This window comes from Bradyrhizobium sp. 41S5, assembly GCF_011516665.3.
In the GTDB taxonomy this organism is placed as follows: domain Bacteria; phylum Pseudomonadota; class Alphaproteobacteria; order Rhizobiales; family Xanthobacteraceae; genus Bradyrhizobium; species Bradyrhizobium quebecense.
Map to the genome: position 1 here is coordinate 954,487 of NZ_CP083721.1, position 15,461 is coordinate 969,947.

Here is a 15,461-nt window from a genome sequence, read left to right on the forward strand (position 1 = left end):
CGGTGCGGCTCCGCGCGCGTTGGCCGAGGCCGGGTGCAGCGTCTCTGACAGCGCGATCATTTCGTGCCTACGCTGATATCATCGCCGATGGGCGTGATGCGGGTTGCGAGAACTCCTGGCTCTGCTGCTCCGGAAAATCGTTCGGATCGCGAGGTTCAACCGCGCTGACGCGCACGTGAACGCGGTGATTGCGTTACCATCGATCGTTGCGGTCAGTGATCGTGTTGCCGCCGAACGCAGCCCGCGTTGCGGAACATTCGCTACTGCCGGGCATTGCAATCATCCAGCTTCGACGACGGGATGTTGAGCTCTATCGAGTGCAGCTCAATGCCGACCAAGTGGTGCTATCCGCGTGCAACACGATGGTGGACGACATGCCTGGCACTGCAGCGCGGCGTCAACTCGCGGCGGTCCATCGCAACGATACATCCTCAGCGCGAAACGCATGCCCGGCATTCTCCGCGCCTGCTGCGTCGCCCGGCGCGGATACACGCCAGTCGCTGGCACTCTTTGTGCATCGCAACGCCTTGCTCGCAGCGGGAAAGGCGACGAAACATCGCCCGATCGCCGCGAAAACAACGAGAAAGCGAAAGCGTTTCGCGCTGCGGTATTTGCGCACGATGATGTGCCCGCCTTGGAATAAACCAAAAGCCATTCGACTGGCTTGGCAAGCCCGGCGATCCCCACTATTAGGTCGCCGGACCGGGGCCGAGAGGCTATATTATTCTGATGACGGTCACCGCGGCGGAGCGCGACTAGCGATGTTCGCGCGAACAAGGATACGCGGGTTCGAGGAGGTTCTTCGTGCAAGAGACGGGCGTGCATAACGGTGCCTTCGGCGCCGACAAATTCGGCTTAAAAAATCTCAAGGGCGTGCATTGGAACTATGTTGCGCCGCAGCTCTACGAGCACTCGTTGCGATCAGGCGAAGCGGTGCTCTCGGCCGATGGCGCGCTTTGCGCGGATACCGGCGTGTTCACCGGCCGTAGCCCGAAGGACAAGTTCACGGTCCGCGACGGTCTGACCGACAAGAGCATGTGGTGGGCTGGCAACCAGTCGATCACCTCGGAGCAGTTCGCGACGCTGCATGCCGACTTCCTCAAGCATGCCGAAGGCATGACGCTGTTCGCGCAGGATCTCTATGGCGGCGCCGATCCGAAGCATCGCATCAAGACGCGTGTCTTCACCGAGCTTGCCTGGCACTCGCTGTTCATCCGCACGCTGCTCATTCGCCCCGAGACGTCGGAGCTCGCGAGCTTCGTGCCCGAACTCACGATCATCGATTTGCCGAGCTTCCGCGCCGATCCGAAGCGCCACGGCTGCAAGTCGGAAAACGTCGTCGCCATCGATTTCGCCCGCAAGATCGTCCTGATCGGCGGCTCGCAATATGCCGGCGAGATGAAGAAGAGCGTGTTCACCACGCTGAACTATTACCTGCCCGAGAAGGGCGTGATGCCGATGCACTGCTCGGCCAATGTCGGCCCCGATGGCGACACAGCGATCTTCTTCGGCCTGTCCGGCACCGGCAAGACCACGCTGTCGGCCGATCCCAAGCGCACTCTGATCGGCGATGACGAGCATGGCTGGAGCGAGGACGGCGTCTTCAATTTCGAAGGCGGCTGCTACGCCAAGTGCATCAAGCTCTCAGGCGAAGCCGAGCCGGAAATCTATGCCGCCAGCAAGCGCTTCGGTGCGGTGCTGGAAAACGTCGTGCTCGGTGCCAATGATCGCGTGCCCGATTTCGACGACGGCTCGAAGACCGAGAACACCCGCTCGGCCTATCCGCTCGATTTCATTCCGAACGCCTCGCGCACCGGCTGCGCGCCGCATCCGAAGAACGTGGTGATGCTCGCCGCCGACGCCTTCGGCGTGATGCCGCCGATCGCCAAGCTGACGCCGGCGCAGGCGATGTATCACTTCCTGTCCGGCTACACCGCCAAGGTTGCCGGCACCGAGCGCGGCCTCGGCAACGAGCCGCAGCCGGAGTTCTCCACCTGCTTCGGTTCGCCGTTCCTGCCGCGCGATCCGTCGGTCTACGGCAACATGCTGCGCGAGCTGATCGCCAAGCACAATGTCGATTGCTGGCTGGTCAACACCGGCTGGACCGGCGGCAAATACGGCACCGGCCGCCGCATGCCGATCAAGGTGACCCGCGCGCTGCTCACCGCGGCGCTGAACGGCTCGCTGCGCAGCGCCGACTTCCGCACCGACAAGTATTTCGGCTTCGCGGTGCCGACCTCGCTGCCGGGCGTCGAGCCGCACATTCTCGATCCGATCAAGACCTGGGCGGACAAGGCCGAGTTTGACAAGACCGCGCGTGCGCTGGTCGGCATGTTCCAGAAGAACTTTGCCAAGTTCGAAGCGCAGGTCGACGCCGAAGTCCGCGCCGCCGCGCCGGAAGTGAAGCTCGCGGCGGAGTAGTTCGCGCAAGCGATTTCGCGATTTGAAAGGGCGGCCCTCGTGGCCGCCTTTTTGTTGCAGTCTCGCTTCCTCTATCCGCGCGACACTCCCTCAATCCGTCACCCTGAGGAGGCCGCGAAGCGGCCGTCTCGAAGGGTCGACGGCCACCAGCCGGGCCGTGCATCCTTCGAGGCTCGCTCCGCTCGCACCTCAGGATGACGGGATTGGGACTACTCCCCCATCTCCGGCAGCATCGCATTGCTCGGCGTCTGTCTGTCGGTAATCTGCAGGCCGAAGAGGCTGCCGATCAATTCGACCGCGACGCGCGCGGTGCGGCCGCGCTCATCGAGGAATGGATTGAGCTCGACGATATCGAGCGAGCGCACCAGTCCGGAATCGTTCAGCAGCTCCATGATGAGATGGGCTTCCCGATAGGTCGCGCCGCCCGGCACGGTGGTGCCGACGCCGGGTGCGACTTCCGGATCGAGGAAGTCGACGTCGAACGAGACATGCAGCACGCCGTTCTTCGCCCGCACGCGCTCGATGACGCGGCGGGTGAGCACGGCGACGCCGAACTCGTCGATCTGGCGCATGTCCGCGATCGAGACGTTGCGCTGCCGCAGCAGCTTGCGCTCCAGCGGATCGACCGAGCGGGTGCCGATCAGGTCGAGCTGATCCGGCGGGATCGAGGCGCGCGGCAGCCCGCCGAGCAAGTCGTCGAGACCAGGCTCGCCGCACAGGAAGGCGGCCGACATGCCGTGCATGTTGCCGGTGATGGTGGTGGCCGGCGTGTTGTAGTCGGCATGGGCGTCGACCCACAGTGCGAACAACGGCCGGCCTTTTTCCTGCCAGTAGCGTGCGACGCCGTTGATCGACCCCATCGACAGTGAGTGATCGCCGCCCATGAAGATCGGGATCGCGCCGGAATGCGCCAGCCAATAGGCGCGCTCCGAGAGGGCGCGGGTCCAGGTCTTCACCTCGTCGTAGAACTTGGTATTCGCCGGCGTCGGACCGTCGGCGACCACAGCCGGGATCGCAAGGTTGCCATGGTCGTCAACGTGGAAGTCGAGCTGCTCGAGCAGGCGCGCGATGCCTGCGGTGCGCAGCGCGTCCGGGCCCATCAGCGGGCCGGGCTGCGATGCGCCGATCTCGATGGGAACACCGAGCAGGGCGATGCGCGATGGTCTGGAATTGTCGGCTTCGGACATGCGGCAGGGCTCCCAAAGGCGTGGAACAGAAGCGACGCGCCACTGTTCCCTCAACCCTTGAAATAGGCAACCCGGTCCAATCCGGCCATGTGGATAGTTGAGCCGCGCTTATGCCTTGAAATAGGCGATCTGCGTCGTGGTGGCGAGCAGGCGGCCGGACGGCGACCACAATTCGCCGTGCTGGTCGCCGTAGCTCTTGTGGAAGATCTTGGCATCGGCGGTGGCGAGCACGCGGGTGGTATCCTCCGCATCCATGTCGGCACCATCGGCGTGGAAATAGGTCGTCAGCGATACCGTGCCGAACGGCACCAGCTCGTGCCGCGCGTGGAACACGCGGCCGAAGAATGCGTCCGACATCGACATCAGCGACAGCGCATCGAGCTTGCGCGGCACGCGGTCGGCGATCCAGAGTTTTGAATAGGGGCTCGACGGCTGCTTCGCGGCGCCGCCGCCGAGCTTCGGTTCGCCCTCGGCGAAGCGGAAATCATACTGGTTGGCCCAGGTCATCGCGAGCTTCGGATAGGGCCGCAGTTCCTCGAACGGCACCGCGCCGGGAAACTCGGCGGGCTGGTGCGACCACGATGGTCGGCGCTCGGCAAACACCGCGGTCGCCAGCGTCCTGACCTCGCCGCCGCCTTGCGTCATCTCGACCGACCAGTGCTGGCTCGAGCGATTGGCACGGACCAGGCGGACGTCGAGATCGAACACGCCCTCGGCGACCGGCGCGCAGTAATTGACCGTCAGCGCCAGCGGATCGCCCGCGCGCTGCGGATGCTGCATCAGGGCGCGCAGGATCGTCGCGGCGGTGCAGCCGCCGAACGGGCCGACGAACGCCCAGTAATCCGGGCTGGTCCGTCCCTGCCAGCGGCTGTCGCCGGCAGTCACAGCGGTCGCTTCATCGAAAAGGTGCGGAGCCTTGGTGAGCATGCAATTCCTCAAGTGCGGTTCGTGCCGCCGTCATTGCTTCGCTAACGCTCGCTATGACGGCGTCTGCGGCGCCTTCAGTATCGCGGCAACTGTGCCGGATTCAATGATGCCGGACGTAATCGATCTTCGCCTCCCGGGATTACCCCTTCGCCTCGCGCTGGTTGCCGAGCTGCGGCGAGGCGCTCGGGTGCACCGGCACGTGCCAGATGTCCTCGGCATATTCGCGGATGGTGCGGTCGGAGGAGAACCACGCCATGCGCGCCACGTTGAGGATCGAAGCCCGGGTCCAGGCCGGCACCACCTGCCAGCGCGCGTCGATGCCGCGTTGCGCGTCGTAGTAGGAGTCGAAATCGGCCGAGACCATGTAGTGGTCGAGGTAGCGCAGCGCGTGCCCGATCGAGGCGAAGCGCGCGGGATCGCCCGGCGAGAACTCGCCGCTCTCGATGGCGCGGATTGCGCGCTCGAGCCGCGGCGATTTGCCGATCACGTCGCTGGCATCGAGCCCCTGCTTGCGGCGGACCATGACGTCGCCGGCCTCGAGGCCGAAGATCGCGATGTTCTCCTCGCCGACATTGTCGCGGATTTCGATATTGGCGCCGTCGAGCGTGCCGATGGTCAGCGCGCCGTTCAGCGCGAGCTTCATGTTGCCGGTGCCCGAGGCCTCCATGCCGGCGGTCGAGATCTGCTCGGAGAGATCGGCGGCGGGGATAATCACCTCGGCGAGGCTGACATTGTAGTCGGCGAGGAATGCGACCTTCAGCCTGCCGCCGAGCGAAGCGTCGTTGTTGACGATTTCGGCGACGTCGCTGATCAGCTTGATGATCAGCTTGGCGTAGCGGTAGCTCGCCGCCGCTTTGCCGGCGAAGATCTTCACGCGCGGCACCCAGTCGCGCTGCGGCTCGTCCTTCATCGCGTGGTAGAGCGCGATCGTCTCCAGGATGTTGAGCAGCTGCCGCTTGTATTCGTGGATGCGCTTGATCTGCACGTCGAACAGCGCCGACGGGTCGACCTTGATGTGGTTGCGCTCGCCGATCAGCCGCGCCAGCGCCAGCTTGTTGTGATGCTTGACGTCGCGGAAGCGCTTCTGGAATTCCAGATCGCTCGAGTGGGGCTCGAGCCGTTCGAGCAGCGAGAAGTCGTCGAGCACGGCCTCGCCGCAGGTCTCGCGCAGCAGTGCGGTCAGCCGCGGGTTGGCCAGCATCAGCCAGCGGCGGAAGGTGATGCCGTTGGTCTTGTTGGTGATGCGCTGGGGATAGAGATGATGAAGGTCGTGGAACACGGTTTCCTTCATCAGGTCGGAATGCATCGCGGAGACGCCGTTGATGCGGTGCGAGCCGACGAAGGCGAGCTGGCCCATCCGCACGCGGCGGCCGCTGCGCTCGTCGATCAGCGAGACCGAGGCGCGGTATTCGATGTCGCCGGGGAAGCGCTCTTCGGCCAGCGCGAGATGCGCCACGTTGATGCGGTAGATGATCTCGAGATGCCGCGGCAAGAGCCGCTCGAACAATTCGACCGGCCAGGTCTCGAGCGCCTCCGGCAGCAGCGTGTGATTGGTGTAGGACAGGGTCGCGACCGTGATCTTCCAGGCCTCGTCCCAGCGGAAACTGTGCAGGTCGACCAGGATGCGCATCAGCTCGGTGACCGCAAGGCTCGGATGGGTGTCGTTGAGCTGCACGGCGGCCTTCTGCGCGAGGTTGCGCAGGCCGCCGTCGGAGGCGAGATGCCGGTTCACGAGATCCTGCAACGAGGCCGAGACGAAGAAATATTCCTGGCGCAGCCGCAGCTCGCGGCCCGCCGCGCTCTCGTCGTTCGGATAGAGGAACTTGCAGATCGCCTCCGCGCGCGCCTGCTCGGCGCTCGCCGAGACGTAGTCGCCGGTGTTGAAGACGTCGAGCTTGAGCGGATCGGGCGCGTGCGCCGACCACAGCCGAAGCGCGTTGACGTGCTGGCCGCGCCAGCCGACGATCGGCGTGTCGTAGGCCATCGCCTCGACGGTTTCCGCCGGATGCCAGGTGGCGCGGTCGCGGCCGCGCTCGTCGGCATGCTCCACATGGCCGCCGAAGTGGACGTTGTAGACCACCTCAGGCCGCTGGAATTCCCAGGGGTTGCCGAAGGCGAGCCATTCGTCGGGATATTCCTGCTGCCAGCCCTGGTTCATGATCTGGCGGAACAGGCCGAAATCGTAGCGGATGCCGTAGCCGGTCGCGGGGATCGCCAGCGTCGCCATGCTCTCCATGAAGCAGGCCGCGAGCCGCCCGAGGCCGCCATTGCCGAGCGCCGCGTCGGGCTCGCATTTGCGCAGGTCGGAGAGATCGACGCCGAGGTCGCCGAGCGCGGCCTCGAACAGCGGCAGCAATCCCATATTGTTCAGCGCGTCGGTGAACAGGCGGCCGATCAGGAATTCGAGCGAGAGATAATAGACGCGCTTGGAGCCGGCGTCGTAGGTCTGCTTCTCGGCCGTCAGCCAGTGGTGCACGATGCGGTCGCGCAGCGCCAGCGCCGCCGCCTTGTACCAGTCGCGCCTGGTCGCCATGCCGGCGTCCTTGCCGATCGCCAGCCGCAGCTTGGCGAGGATCGCCCCCTTGATCTCGGTCAGCGCCAGTTCGTCGATCGGCTGGTTCAATGCCGGGTAGTTTGTTTGTTCGTGCAAAGCGCTCAATCCCTGCCGTTCAGACTCCGGATCATGATGCGATCATATTGTCCGGATCATGCCCCAAGTCGATGATACGCGCGTTGCACGGCAATCGAAACCGCCCGAAGCGTTTGCCGTGCCTGGCGCTGCCGACATTTTATGCAAGGACCGGGCCGATCGAGGGGCCTTCGGAACCGTCGTAGCCGGTGCTACGATCGGCCGTGAAAGCCGGGATTTTGCGGCAATTCGGCGGAGGATGCATGATGAGACTCTTGATCGAGATCGCGGCCGCGGCGTTGCTCATGGTGTGCATCACCGCCACAAGCGCAGCCTATGCGGCGGGCAAACCTGGCCGCAGCGCCGACGGCCTGAGCTGCAGCTTCAGCGTGACCCAGAACGCTTCGCCTGCCGCGCGCTGCGCCGCCATCAAGCGGCAATGCGGCGGCAAGTTTTACGCGAATGCCTGCGGCGACAAATTGCTGTCCGCAGCGAATTAGATGGCCGCACAACGCGCCGTCACGCGCGATCGGGAACACCGGAGTGATACGGATTTCCAAGACTTAACGAGTTCTTTACAAACACAGCTGTCGCGCGTGGGGCGGGCACATTTTCCAGCTTCGACGCATTTCATTCCGAACCAATTTTTCAACGGGCCGCTGACTTAGTCAGCGGCCCGAATTGCTTTTGGGACAGGCATACGCGTGACAGAGCGATGATGTTCGCTCGCGCCACATCGTCGTCCTGGCGAAAGCCAGGGCTGGCAACGCTCGTAGAGCTTCTTACCGCTCCAAGTGGGTCACGATTGGTCGTTCTCGACGACGTTTATTCCCTCCTCGCTCAGTGCCTGCATGACCGCCTCGATGTCATCGGGCGTTGTCGTCGTTGACGGCAGCAGGTCGTTGAGTTGGTCGAATGTGATGGCTCCCGTCGAGCGGGCAAGCTCTACGGCCATCCGGATCGCATCTTGCAGTCTCATTCCTCGGCTCTCCAAAATCGCTGCCCCTACCAAATGGCGAGAGTCTCGGTGTATTCGGATCGGCGAGGGAACGAATTAAGAACACTTTAGCAAGCCTTTGATATATCATTGTGATTCGGCGCCTGCGCCGACACAATATCTATGGTCTCTCAGTCTCCGCGAGGGCTACATGTCCACCATCGCCTTTGACCAATTCGCTCTGACCCGGATTGCCGATTTCGCGCGGTCGCTGTCGCGGCTGCATCAGGCCTCGCGGCGCCAGCCGATCGACGACGACCAGCTCGACCGCGAGTTCAATGCGGTCTGCATGTCGATCTGGGGCTACACCACGGATGATTTCAGCGACGAGCTGTTCTCGAACGAGGATCACGCCTGGCTCGATACGCTCGATGAGGCGCATGCGCGGATCTTCGCCGGCGAGCAGGGTTACGACCTCGTCGACGATCACGGCATGCTGACGGACTGGTGGGGCTATTGCTGGATGATCCTCGCCGAGAAGCGCGGCCTCCTCAACCCCGAGAACCGCGCCGCCGCGCGGGCCGCGATCGAGGAGAAGTACATGGCCGCGCCGAACGTGATCGGCGTGATTGTGGCGCGCTGAGTGGCGCAGCTCGAAGCCGTCAATTCGCCTCGGCCCGCTTGGCGGGCTTTGCGGCATTGCCCTTCGGCACTACAGACGTCGGTGTCGACGGTGCGACATCGCGGCTGGTTTCCGGCAGCGGCGCGTCGCTGGCGATCTCGGCGCTGACGGGAGCAACCTTCATTTCGCCAAGCCGCGCGCGAACCGCCGCGGTCAATCCGGGATAGGAAGCGATCGGCGTGAAGTCGAAGGACTGCTCGTTGCCGACACGGACGCCGGTGTAAGCGACGAGGCCGTCGGTGGTCGCGATCACGTCGCCGGCCTTCAGCGAGGCATCGAGCGCGAGGTCGACCGGCGCGAGCCCGGCGGGGTCGCGGCCATTGCAGGTGCAGTCGGCGCGCAGCGCCTTGCGATAGGCGAAGGCGTTCTCGCTGTCGGCGTAGCGCTCACCCGTAGCCGAGGCGGAGCTGTCGATATGGCTGCCGTAATAGACCTTGATCGCGCTCGCGGGACAGAACGCCTGGCAGAGCTGCGCCGGCGTCGCGTTGCCGCGCATCGTCAGCGGGAAATACTTGCCGTCGCAGCTGCGCACGCAGTACGCCGGTCCGGAACCGGCCACGCGCGCCGCCGAGACCGGTGCGGACGTCTGCCGTTCCGGCTGCTGGTTGAGGCCGAACGGATCGGCGAAGAAATTGGCTTGCGGCGGGGCCTGCCGGCCCTGCTGCTTCTGGGAACCGCCGAAGAAGAAATCGAACAGCCCTTCGGCCGAGACGGGAGCGGGCAAGACCAGGACGGAACCCGCAAACGCAGCGGCAAGCATCACGCGGCGCCGCATGCGCCGATCACTCAACTCTGTACGCAACGCCAACTCCACCCGACGCGCCTCGCCGCGGCGACAAGGTGCCCCGGCGGATTCACCATAGTGCGTGATGGTAAACGGGCGATTGATTGGGGGGGACGGCGTCAAAGGAAGGCGAGATGGCGCGGACCTTCTTCACCTCGCCCCGCCTGCGGGGAGAGCATAGGCCGCCTCCGGCGGCCGTCCTCAAGAACGCCGAAGCAAGGCTTCGGCTATGTCGCTTCGTAAGATGCGATCCGGGTTGAGGGGGTACACGTCTCACCGCGTTCACGGCTCGTGGAAGCAGCCCCTCACCCCGACCCTCTCCCCGCAAGAGCGGGGCGAGGGAGAAGAGAGACCGTCAGTCCTTCAGGAACTCGCCGGCCTTGTACAGCGCGCGGAACGGCAAGCCGGCTTCGGCAAACGTCTCGGTCGCGCCTTCCTCGCGGTCGACCATGGTGAACACCAGCGCGATCTCGCCGCCGGCCTCGCGCACGGCTTCCACAGCCTTCAGCGCGGAGCCGCCTGTGGTGGTGACGTCCTCGACGATCACGATGCGCTTGCCCGCCAGTGTCTCACCCTTGGCGAGCCCTTCGACGGCAAGCCGCGCGCCGTGCTCCTTCGGCTTCTTGCGTACGAAAAACGCCGCGATCGGATGACCCTTCAGCCATGACAGCTGTGCGATGGCGCCGGCGAGCGGCACCGCGCCCATCTCGAGCCCGCCGACGAAGTCGAGCCGGTCGTCCTTCAGCGCCTCATAGGTGAGCTCGGCGAGCAGCGCCGCGCCTTCGGGATCGAGCATCGTCGGCTTCAGGTTGAAATAGAAATCGCTCTTGCGGCCCGACGCCAAGGTGATCTCGCCGCGGCCGAACGAGCGCTTGCGGATGATCTCGGCGAGGCGGGCACGGGAGGCTGACTTGGACAAAGGCTTTTCCCTTGGGAGTTCTTTGAGGCTTCTGAAGCGGCCGGCAATCTATCGGCGGTCTCCCGCACATTCCAGCGAGTAAATCCCGCCGTCAACAGTGCCCGCGCCGCCATTTTCAGCGCAGCCGTGTGCGGAAAGCGCGGTTGTGCGGCCGTTACAATCCCCGTAAGCAGGCGCGAAACACTCGGCCAAACACTTGCACGGGAAGCGGAAATGACCATCGAGCTGCACACCTGGAACACCCCTAACGGCCGCAAGATCTCGGTGGCGCTGGAGGAAATGGGTCTGCCCTACAAGGTGATCCCGGTGAATATCGGCAAGGGCGAGCAGATGGCGCCCGCGTTCCTCGCGATCAGCCCGAACAACAAGATCCCGGCGATCGTCGATCCCGATGGTCCCGGCGGCAAGCCGGTCAGCATCTTCGAGTCCGGCGCGATCCTGCTCTATCTCGGCGAAAAGACCGGCAAGTTCCTGCCGAAGCCGCTGGCGGAGCGGATCCCCGTCTATGAGTGGCTGATGTGGCAGATGGGCGGTTTCGGCCCGATGCCGGGCCAGGTGCACCATTTCATCGCGCTGGAGAACGAGCAGGACCGCGCCTATGGCCTGAAGCGCTACATGGCCGAGACGCGGCGGCTCTACGGCGTGCTGGATCGCCGGCTGGATGGCCGCGAGTTCGTCGCCGGCGATCTCTCGGTGGCCGATTTCGCCATCCTCGGCTGGGCCTGGCGCCATCCGCGCCACAAGGTCGATCTGGCCGACTTCCGCAACGTCAAGCGCTGGTACGATGCGCTGATGGCCCGCCCGGCGACGAAGCGGGGCATGGAGGCGAAGCTGGATTGAGGGCGGTGTCATTGCCGGGCTTGACCCGGCAATCCATCCTCTTCGCAATGGCGCTTCAGTTGCCGCCCGCTTGGGCGGGCGATGGATGCGCGGGGCAAGCCCGCGCATCACGAGTTGGGCTCACGCCCGCCGCGCCTCGAGCGCCATCTTCATCGCGAGTCCCGCGAGCACCGTGCCCATCAGCCAGCGCTGCACCAGCAGCCAGGTCGGGCGGGTGCCGAGGAACACCGCGATCGAGCCGGCGGCGAGCGCGATCATCGCATTGACGCTGACGCTGATCACGATCTGGATCGAGCCGAGCGCGAGCGACTGCGTCAGCACGCTGCCGCCGGTGGGCTCGATGAACTGCGGCAGCAGCGCCAGATAGAGCATCGCGATCTTCGGGTTGAGCAGGTTGGTAATGAAGCCCATCGCGAACAGTTTGCGCGGGCCGTCGACCTTCAGCGCCCTGACCTGGAACGGCAAGCGGCCGCCGGGCCTCACGGCCTGCCACGCCAGCCAGAGCAGATAGGCGGCGCCGGCAAAGCGCAGCGCGTCATAGGCGTAGGGAATTGCAAACAGCAGCGCGGTGATGCCGAACGCCGCGCACAGCATGTAGAACACGAAGCCGAGCGCAACGCCGCCGAGCGAGACGATGCCGGCCGCCGGCCCCTGGGTGATCGAGCGCGAGATCAGGTACATCATGTTCGGCCCGGGAGTCAGCACCATGCCGAGGCAGACGAGCGCAAAGCCGAGCAACGCGGATGTATGGGGCATGACAGGTCTCGCAACGGGACAGACACGCTTCTAGCGTGTCAACCGCCGCGCGGCCATGTTGGAATTGCTCTCGGAGCAATGTCGCTCTGCTCCCTCGCCCCGCGCTTGCGGGGAGGGGTGGGGTGAGGGGCTGCTTCCGCAAAGACGGTGAGAGTGAGTTCGCGGAGATTCCCCCTCACCCGGATCGCACCCCGCTTCGCTGCATGCGATCCGACCTCTCCCCGCAGGCGGGGCGAGGTGGAGTCTAATGCGCCTCGTCCCAATTGTTTGCTGCGCGGGCATCGACCTGCAGCGGCAGCGACAGGATCACGGCCGGGAACGGTGCATCCTGCATCACCTTCTGCACCACCGGCAGCGTCGCCGCGACTTCGGCGTCAGGCACCTCGAAGATCAGTTCGTCATGCACCTGCAGCAGCATCTGCGCCGAGAGCTTCTTCTCGGCGAGTGCGCCCTCGACCCGGATCATGGCGCGGCGGATGATGTCGGCCGCGGTGCCCTGCAGGCGCGCGTTGATCGCGGCGCGTTCGTTGAAGGCGCGCACCGAGGCGTTGGATGCCTTGATGTCGGGGTAGTAGCACTTGCGGCCGAACAGCGTCGTCACATAGCCGTTGCGTCGGCAGAAGTCCTTGGTCTCGTCCATGTAGGCGCGGATGCCGGGGAAGCGCTCGAAATACTTCTTGATGTAGGCAGAAGCTTCCTCGCGCGCGATGCCGAGCTGGTTCGCAAGGCCGAACGCCGAGATGCCGTAGATGATGCCGAAATTGATCGCCTTGGCGCGGCGGCGCACCTCGCTCGGCATGTCCTTGATCGGCACGCCGAACATTTCGGAAGCCGTCATGGCGTGAATGTCGAGCCCGTCGCGGAACGCCTGGCGCAGCACCGGCACGTCGGCGATCTCGGCGAGCAGCCGCAGCTCGATCTGGGAGTAATCGGCCGACACCAGCTTGTGGCCGGGTGTCGCGATGAAGGCGCGGCGAATCTTGCGGCCGTCCTCGGTGCGCACCGGGATGTTCTGCAAATTCGGCTCGTTCGACGACAACCGTCCCGTGGTGGTCGCGGCCAGCGCGTAGGTCGTGTGCACGCGATGGGTCTGCGGATTGACGTAGGTCGGCAGCGCGTCGGTGTAGGTCGATTTCAGCTTCGAGACCTGGCGCCACTCCAGAATCTTCCTCGGGAATTCGTGGCCCTGCTCGGCGAGCTCGTCGAGCACCTGCGCGGTGGTCGACCACGCGCCGGTCTTGGTCTTGGTGCCGCCGGGCAATCCCATCTTGCCGAAGATGATGTCGCCGATCTGCTTCGGACTGCCGACATTGACCGGCTCGCCGGCGATCTCCTGGATCTCGGCCTCTACCCGCGCCGCGGTCTGGGCGAAATCGCCCGACAGCCGCGACAGCACCTGGCGGTCGATCGAGATGCCGCGCCGCTCCATCCGCGCCAGCACCGACACCAGCGGTCGCTCCAGCGTCTCGTAGACCGTCGTCATCCGTTCGGCGACGAGACGGGGCTTCAGCACCCGCCACAGCCGCAGGATCAGGTCGGCGCTTTCGGCCGCATATTCGGTGGCCTTGTCGATCGTGACCTGATCGAAGGTCAACTTGCCCTTGCCGCTGCCGACGAGGCCGCCATAGCTGACGACGGCATGCCCGAACCAGCGCTCGGCGAGCGCCTCCAGCGCATGCGAGCCGCGGCCGGCATCGAGCGCGTAGGACATCAGCTGCGCGTCATCGATGTTGCGCAGCGTGACCCCGTGCTGCGCCAAGGTCACCGAGGTGAACTTGACGTTGAAGCCGACCTTCTGGATGCCTGCGGACTCCAGCAGCGGCTTCAGCGCCTTCAGTGCATCGGCAGTCTTGATCTGGCCGGGCGCGAGGCCGGCATCGAACAGCCCCGCGCCGCCACCGGCCTGCCGGTGGCTGAGCGGGATGTAGCAGGCGTCGTTGGGCGCCACCGCGAGCGCCAGTCCCGACAATTCGGCCTGCATCGGGTCGATCGATTCCGACATCGCCTCAATCGCGATGTAACCGGTGTCGTGCGCGCGCGCGACAAAGGCGCTGAGCTGGTCGAGACTGCCGATCGCCTGGTAGGCCTTGCGATCGAAGCCGATCTTGCGGATCGCCTCGCCACGGGCCTCGGCCAGCGTTGCCGGCGTGCCCTTCAGGCTGGAGTTCTTGTCGTCGCGTGCGCCGGTCGGCTTGGCCCTCGCAGGTGGTGCTGCGGCTGATGTCGGAGCGCCTCCCGGCGCCGGCGTCACGTCCGACGGCGGCAGCGGCGAGAACACGCTGGCGCCGCTCTTGTTGCCGGGATCGGCATCGACATCGGCCGGGTCGATCTGCGCATACTCGGCGACGCGGCGGGTGAGGGTGGAGAACTCCATCGCCTTGAGGAAGGCGACGAGCCGGCGCGAGTCGGGCTCGTGGACGGCGAGGTCGTCGAGCGGCACCTCGAGATCGACCTTGTCGTCGAGCAGCACGAGCTGGCGCGAGATGCGCGCCTTCTCGGCGTTCTCGAGCAGCGCCTCGCGCCGCTTCGGCTGCTTGATCTCGCCGGCGCGGAACAGCAGCTGATCGAGATCGCCATATTCGATGATCAGCTGCGCGGCGGTCTTGATGCCGATGCCGGGCACGCCCGGCACGTTGTCGGTGGAATCGCCGGCCAGCGCCTGCACCTCGACCACCTTTTCGGGCGGCACGCCGAATTTCTCGATCACCTCGTCGCGGCCGATGCGGCGATCCTTCATCGTGTCGTACATCACGACCTTGTCGTTGACGAGCTGCATCAGATCCTTGTCCGACGACACGATCGTCGTGGTCGCGCCGCGCTCGGTCGCGAGCCGCGCATAGGTCGCGATCAGATCGTCGGCCTCGAAGCCGGCCTGCTCGAGGCAGGGCAGCTCGAAGGCGCGCACCGCCTCGCGGATCAGGGCGAATTGCGGGATCAGATCGTCGGGCGCCGGCGGCCGGTGCGCCTTGTAGTCGGGATAGAGCTTGTTGCGGAACGTGATCTCCGACTTGTCGAACACGATTGCCAGATGCGTCGGTCGATGATCGTCCGGCATGTCGCGCAACAGCTTCCACAGCATGTTGCAGAAGCCGAGCACGGCGTTGACCTGCAGCCCATCGGACTTGCGGTTCAGCGGCGGCAGCGCGTGATAGGCGCGGAAGATGTAGGACGAACCATCGACCAGGAAGACGTGGTCTCCCTTCGCCGCGGCCTTGGTAGTAACGGGCTTGGCGGCGACGGGCTTGGCTGCGGTCTGCGGGGCTGATTTGGCGGGGTCTTTGGAGGCTGTTTTCGGCATGGCCGAAACTTAGGGATTTTTGCGGAGATTGACAGCCTTAGCGTCATAGAATCCGCTCTTGCCACACAACCAAAATCGTCG

General features: G+C 65.1%; 13 protein-coding genes. 4 read left to right on the top strand and 9 right to left on the bottom strand.

Features of this window, described 5'->3' with window-relative positions; translation table 11 throughout:
• Positions 1-397: 397 nt before the first annotated feature.
• Positions 398-655, bottom strand: a complete 258-nt coding sequence (locus HAP47_RS04545) for a hypothetical protein (RefSeq protein ID WP_173639257.1) — start codon at positions 653-655, stop codon at positions 398-400.
• Positions 656-804: 149 nt separating this feature from the next.
• Between HAP47_RS04545 and HAP47_RS04550 the strand changes: the two genes are divergently transcribed.
• Positions 805-2,421: a phosphoenolpyruvate carboxykinase gene (locus HAP47_RS04550; protein WP_173639256.1), complete on the top strand. Its 1,617-nt coding sequence runs from the start codon at positions 805-807 to the stop codon at positions 2,419-2,421.
• Between the two features lie 209 nt (positions 2,422-2,630).
• On the opposite strand, the gene rocF is transcribed toward HAP47_RS04550, so the two are convergent.
• The 3 genes from rocF to HAP47_RS04565 all read right to left on the bottom strand — a co-directional run bounded on the left by rocF (position 2,631) and on the right by HAP47_RS04565 (position 7,185).
• Entirely contained in the window at positions 2,631-3,608 is a 978-nt protein-coding gene (rocF, locus tag HAP47_RS04555; RefSeq protein ID WP_173639255.1) for an arginase, read from the bottom strand.
• 108 nt (positions 3,609-3,716) lie between these two features.
• Complete coding sequence (locus tag HAP47_RS04560; protein ID WP_173639254.1) at positions 3,717-4,535, bottom strand: acyl-CoA thioesterase; 819 nt, start codon at positions 4,533-4,535, stop codon at positions 3,717-3,719.
• 139 nt (positions 4,536-4,674) lie between these two features.
• Positions 4,675-7,185 (bottom strand): glycogen/starch/alpha-glucan phosphorylase, encoded by a 2,511-nt coding sequence (locus HAP47_RS04565; RefSeq protein ID WP_371821739.1) that lies wholly within the window; start codon positions 7,183-7,185, stop codon positions 4,675-4,677.
• A 245-nt stretch (positions 7,186-7,430) separates the two neighbouring features.
• Between HAP47_RS04565 and HAP47_RS04570 the strand changes: the two genes are divergently transcribed.
• Complete coding sequence (locus tag HAP47_RS04570; protein WP_173640662.1) at positions 7,431-7,664, top strand: hypothetical protein; 234 nt, start codon at positions 7,431-7,433, stop codon at positions 7,662-7,664.
• 299 nt (positions 7,665-7,963) lie between these two features.
• Here HAP47_RS04570 and HAP47_RS04575 read toward each other — a convergent pair whose 3' ends face one another.
• Positions 7,964-8,143 carry an RNA polymerase sigma factor region1.1 domain-containing protein gene (locus tag HAP47_RS04575; protein ID WP_173639252.1) on the bottom strand — a complete coding sequence of 60 codons (180 nt, stop codon included), beginning with the start codon at positions 8,141-8,143 and terminating at the stop codon, positions 7,964-7,966.
• A gap of 169 nt (positions 8,144-8,312) precedes the next feature.
• Between HAP47_RS04575 and HAP47_RS04580 the strand changes: the two genes are divergently transcribed.
• The gene (locus HAP47_RS04580) at positions 8,313-8,744 is read left to right on the top strand and encodes a hypothetical protein (RefSeq protein ID WP_173639251.1); all 432 of its coding nucleotides are present in this window, start codon (positions 8,313-8,315) and stop codon (positions 8,742-8,744) included.
• A 19-nt stretch (positions 8,745-8,763) separates the two neighbouring features.
• Here the strand turns inward: HAP47_RS04580 and HAP47_RS04585 are convergent, their stop codons facing one another.
• On the bottom strand, positions 8,764-9,558 hold the full coding sequence (locus HAP47_RS04585; protein WP_173639250.1) for a DUF2865 domain-containing protein: 795 nt from the start codon (positions 9,556-9,558) through the stop codon (positions 8,764-8,766).
• Between the two features lie 364 nt (positions 9,559-9,922).
• Entirely contained in the window at positions 9,923-10,486 is a 564-nt protein-coding gene (gene pyrE, locus HAP47_RS04590) for an orotate phosphoribosyltransferase (RefSeq protein WP_173639249.1), read from the bottom strand.
• Positions 10,487-10,699: 213 nt separating this feature from the next.
• Between pyrE and HAP47_RS04595 the strand changes: the two genes are divergently transcribed.
• A complete protein-coding gene (locus HAP47_RS04595; RefSeq protein ID WP_173639248.1) occupies positions 10,700-11,326 on the top strand; it encodes a glutathione S-transferase family protein in 627 nt (208 codons plus the stop codon).
• 120 nt (positions 11,327-11,446) lie between these two features.
• On the opposite strand, the gene HAP47_RS04600 is transcribed toward HAP47_RS04595, so the two are convergent.
• The gene (locus tag HAP47_RS04600; protein ID WP_173639247.1) at positions 11,447-12,082 is read right to left on the bottom strand and encodes a LysE family translocator; all 636 of its coding nucleotides are present in this window, start codon (positions 12,080-12,082) and stop codon (positions 11,447-11,449) included.
• A 244-nt stretch (positions 12,083-12,326) separates the two neighbouring features.
• On the bottom strand, positions 12,327-15,380 hold the full coding sequence (polA, locus tag HAP47_RS04605) for a DNA polymerase I (RefSeq protein WP_173639246.1): 3,054 nt from the start codon (positions 15,378-15,380) through the stop codon (positions 12,327-12,329).
• Between the last annotated feature and the right edge of the window lie 81 nt (positions 15,381-15,461).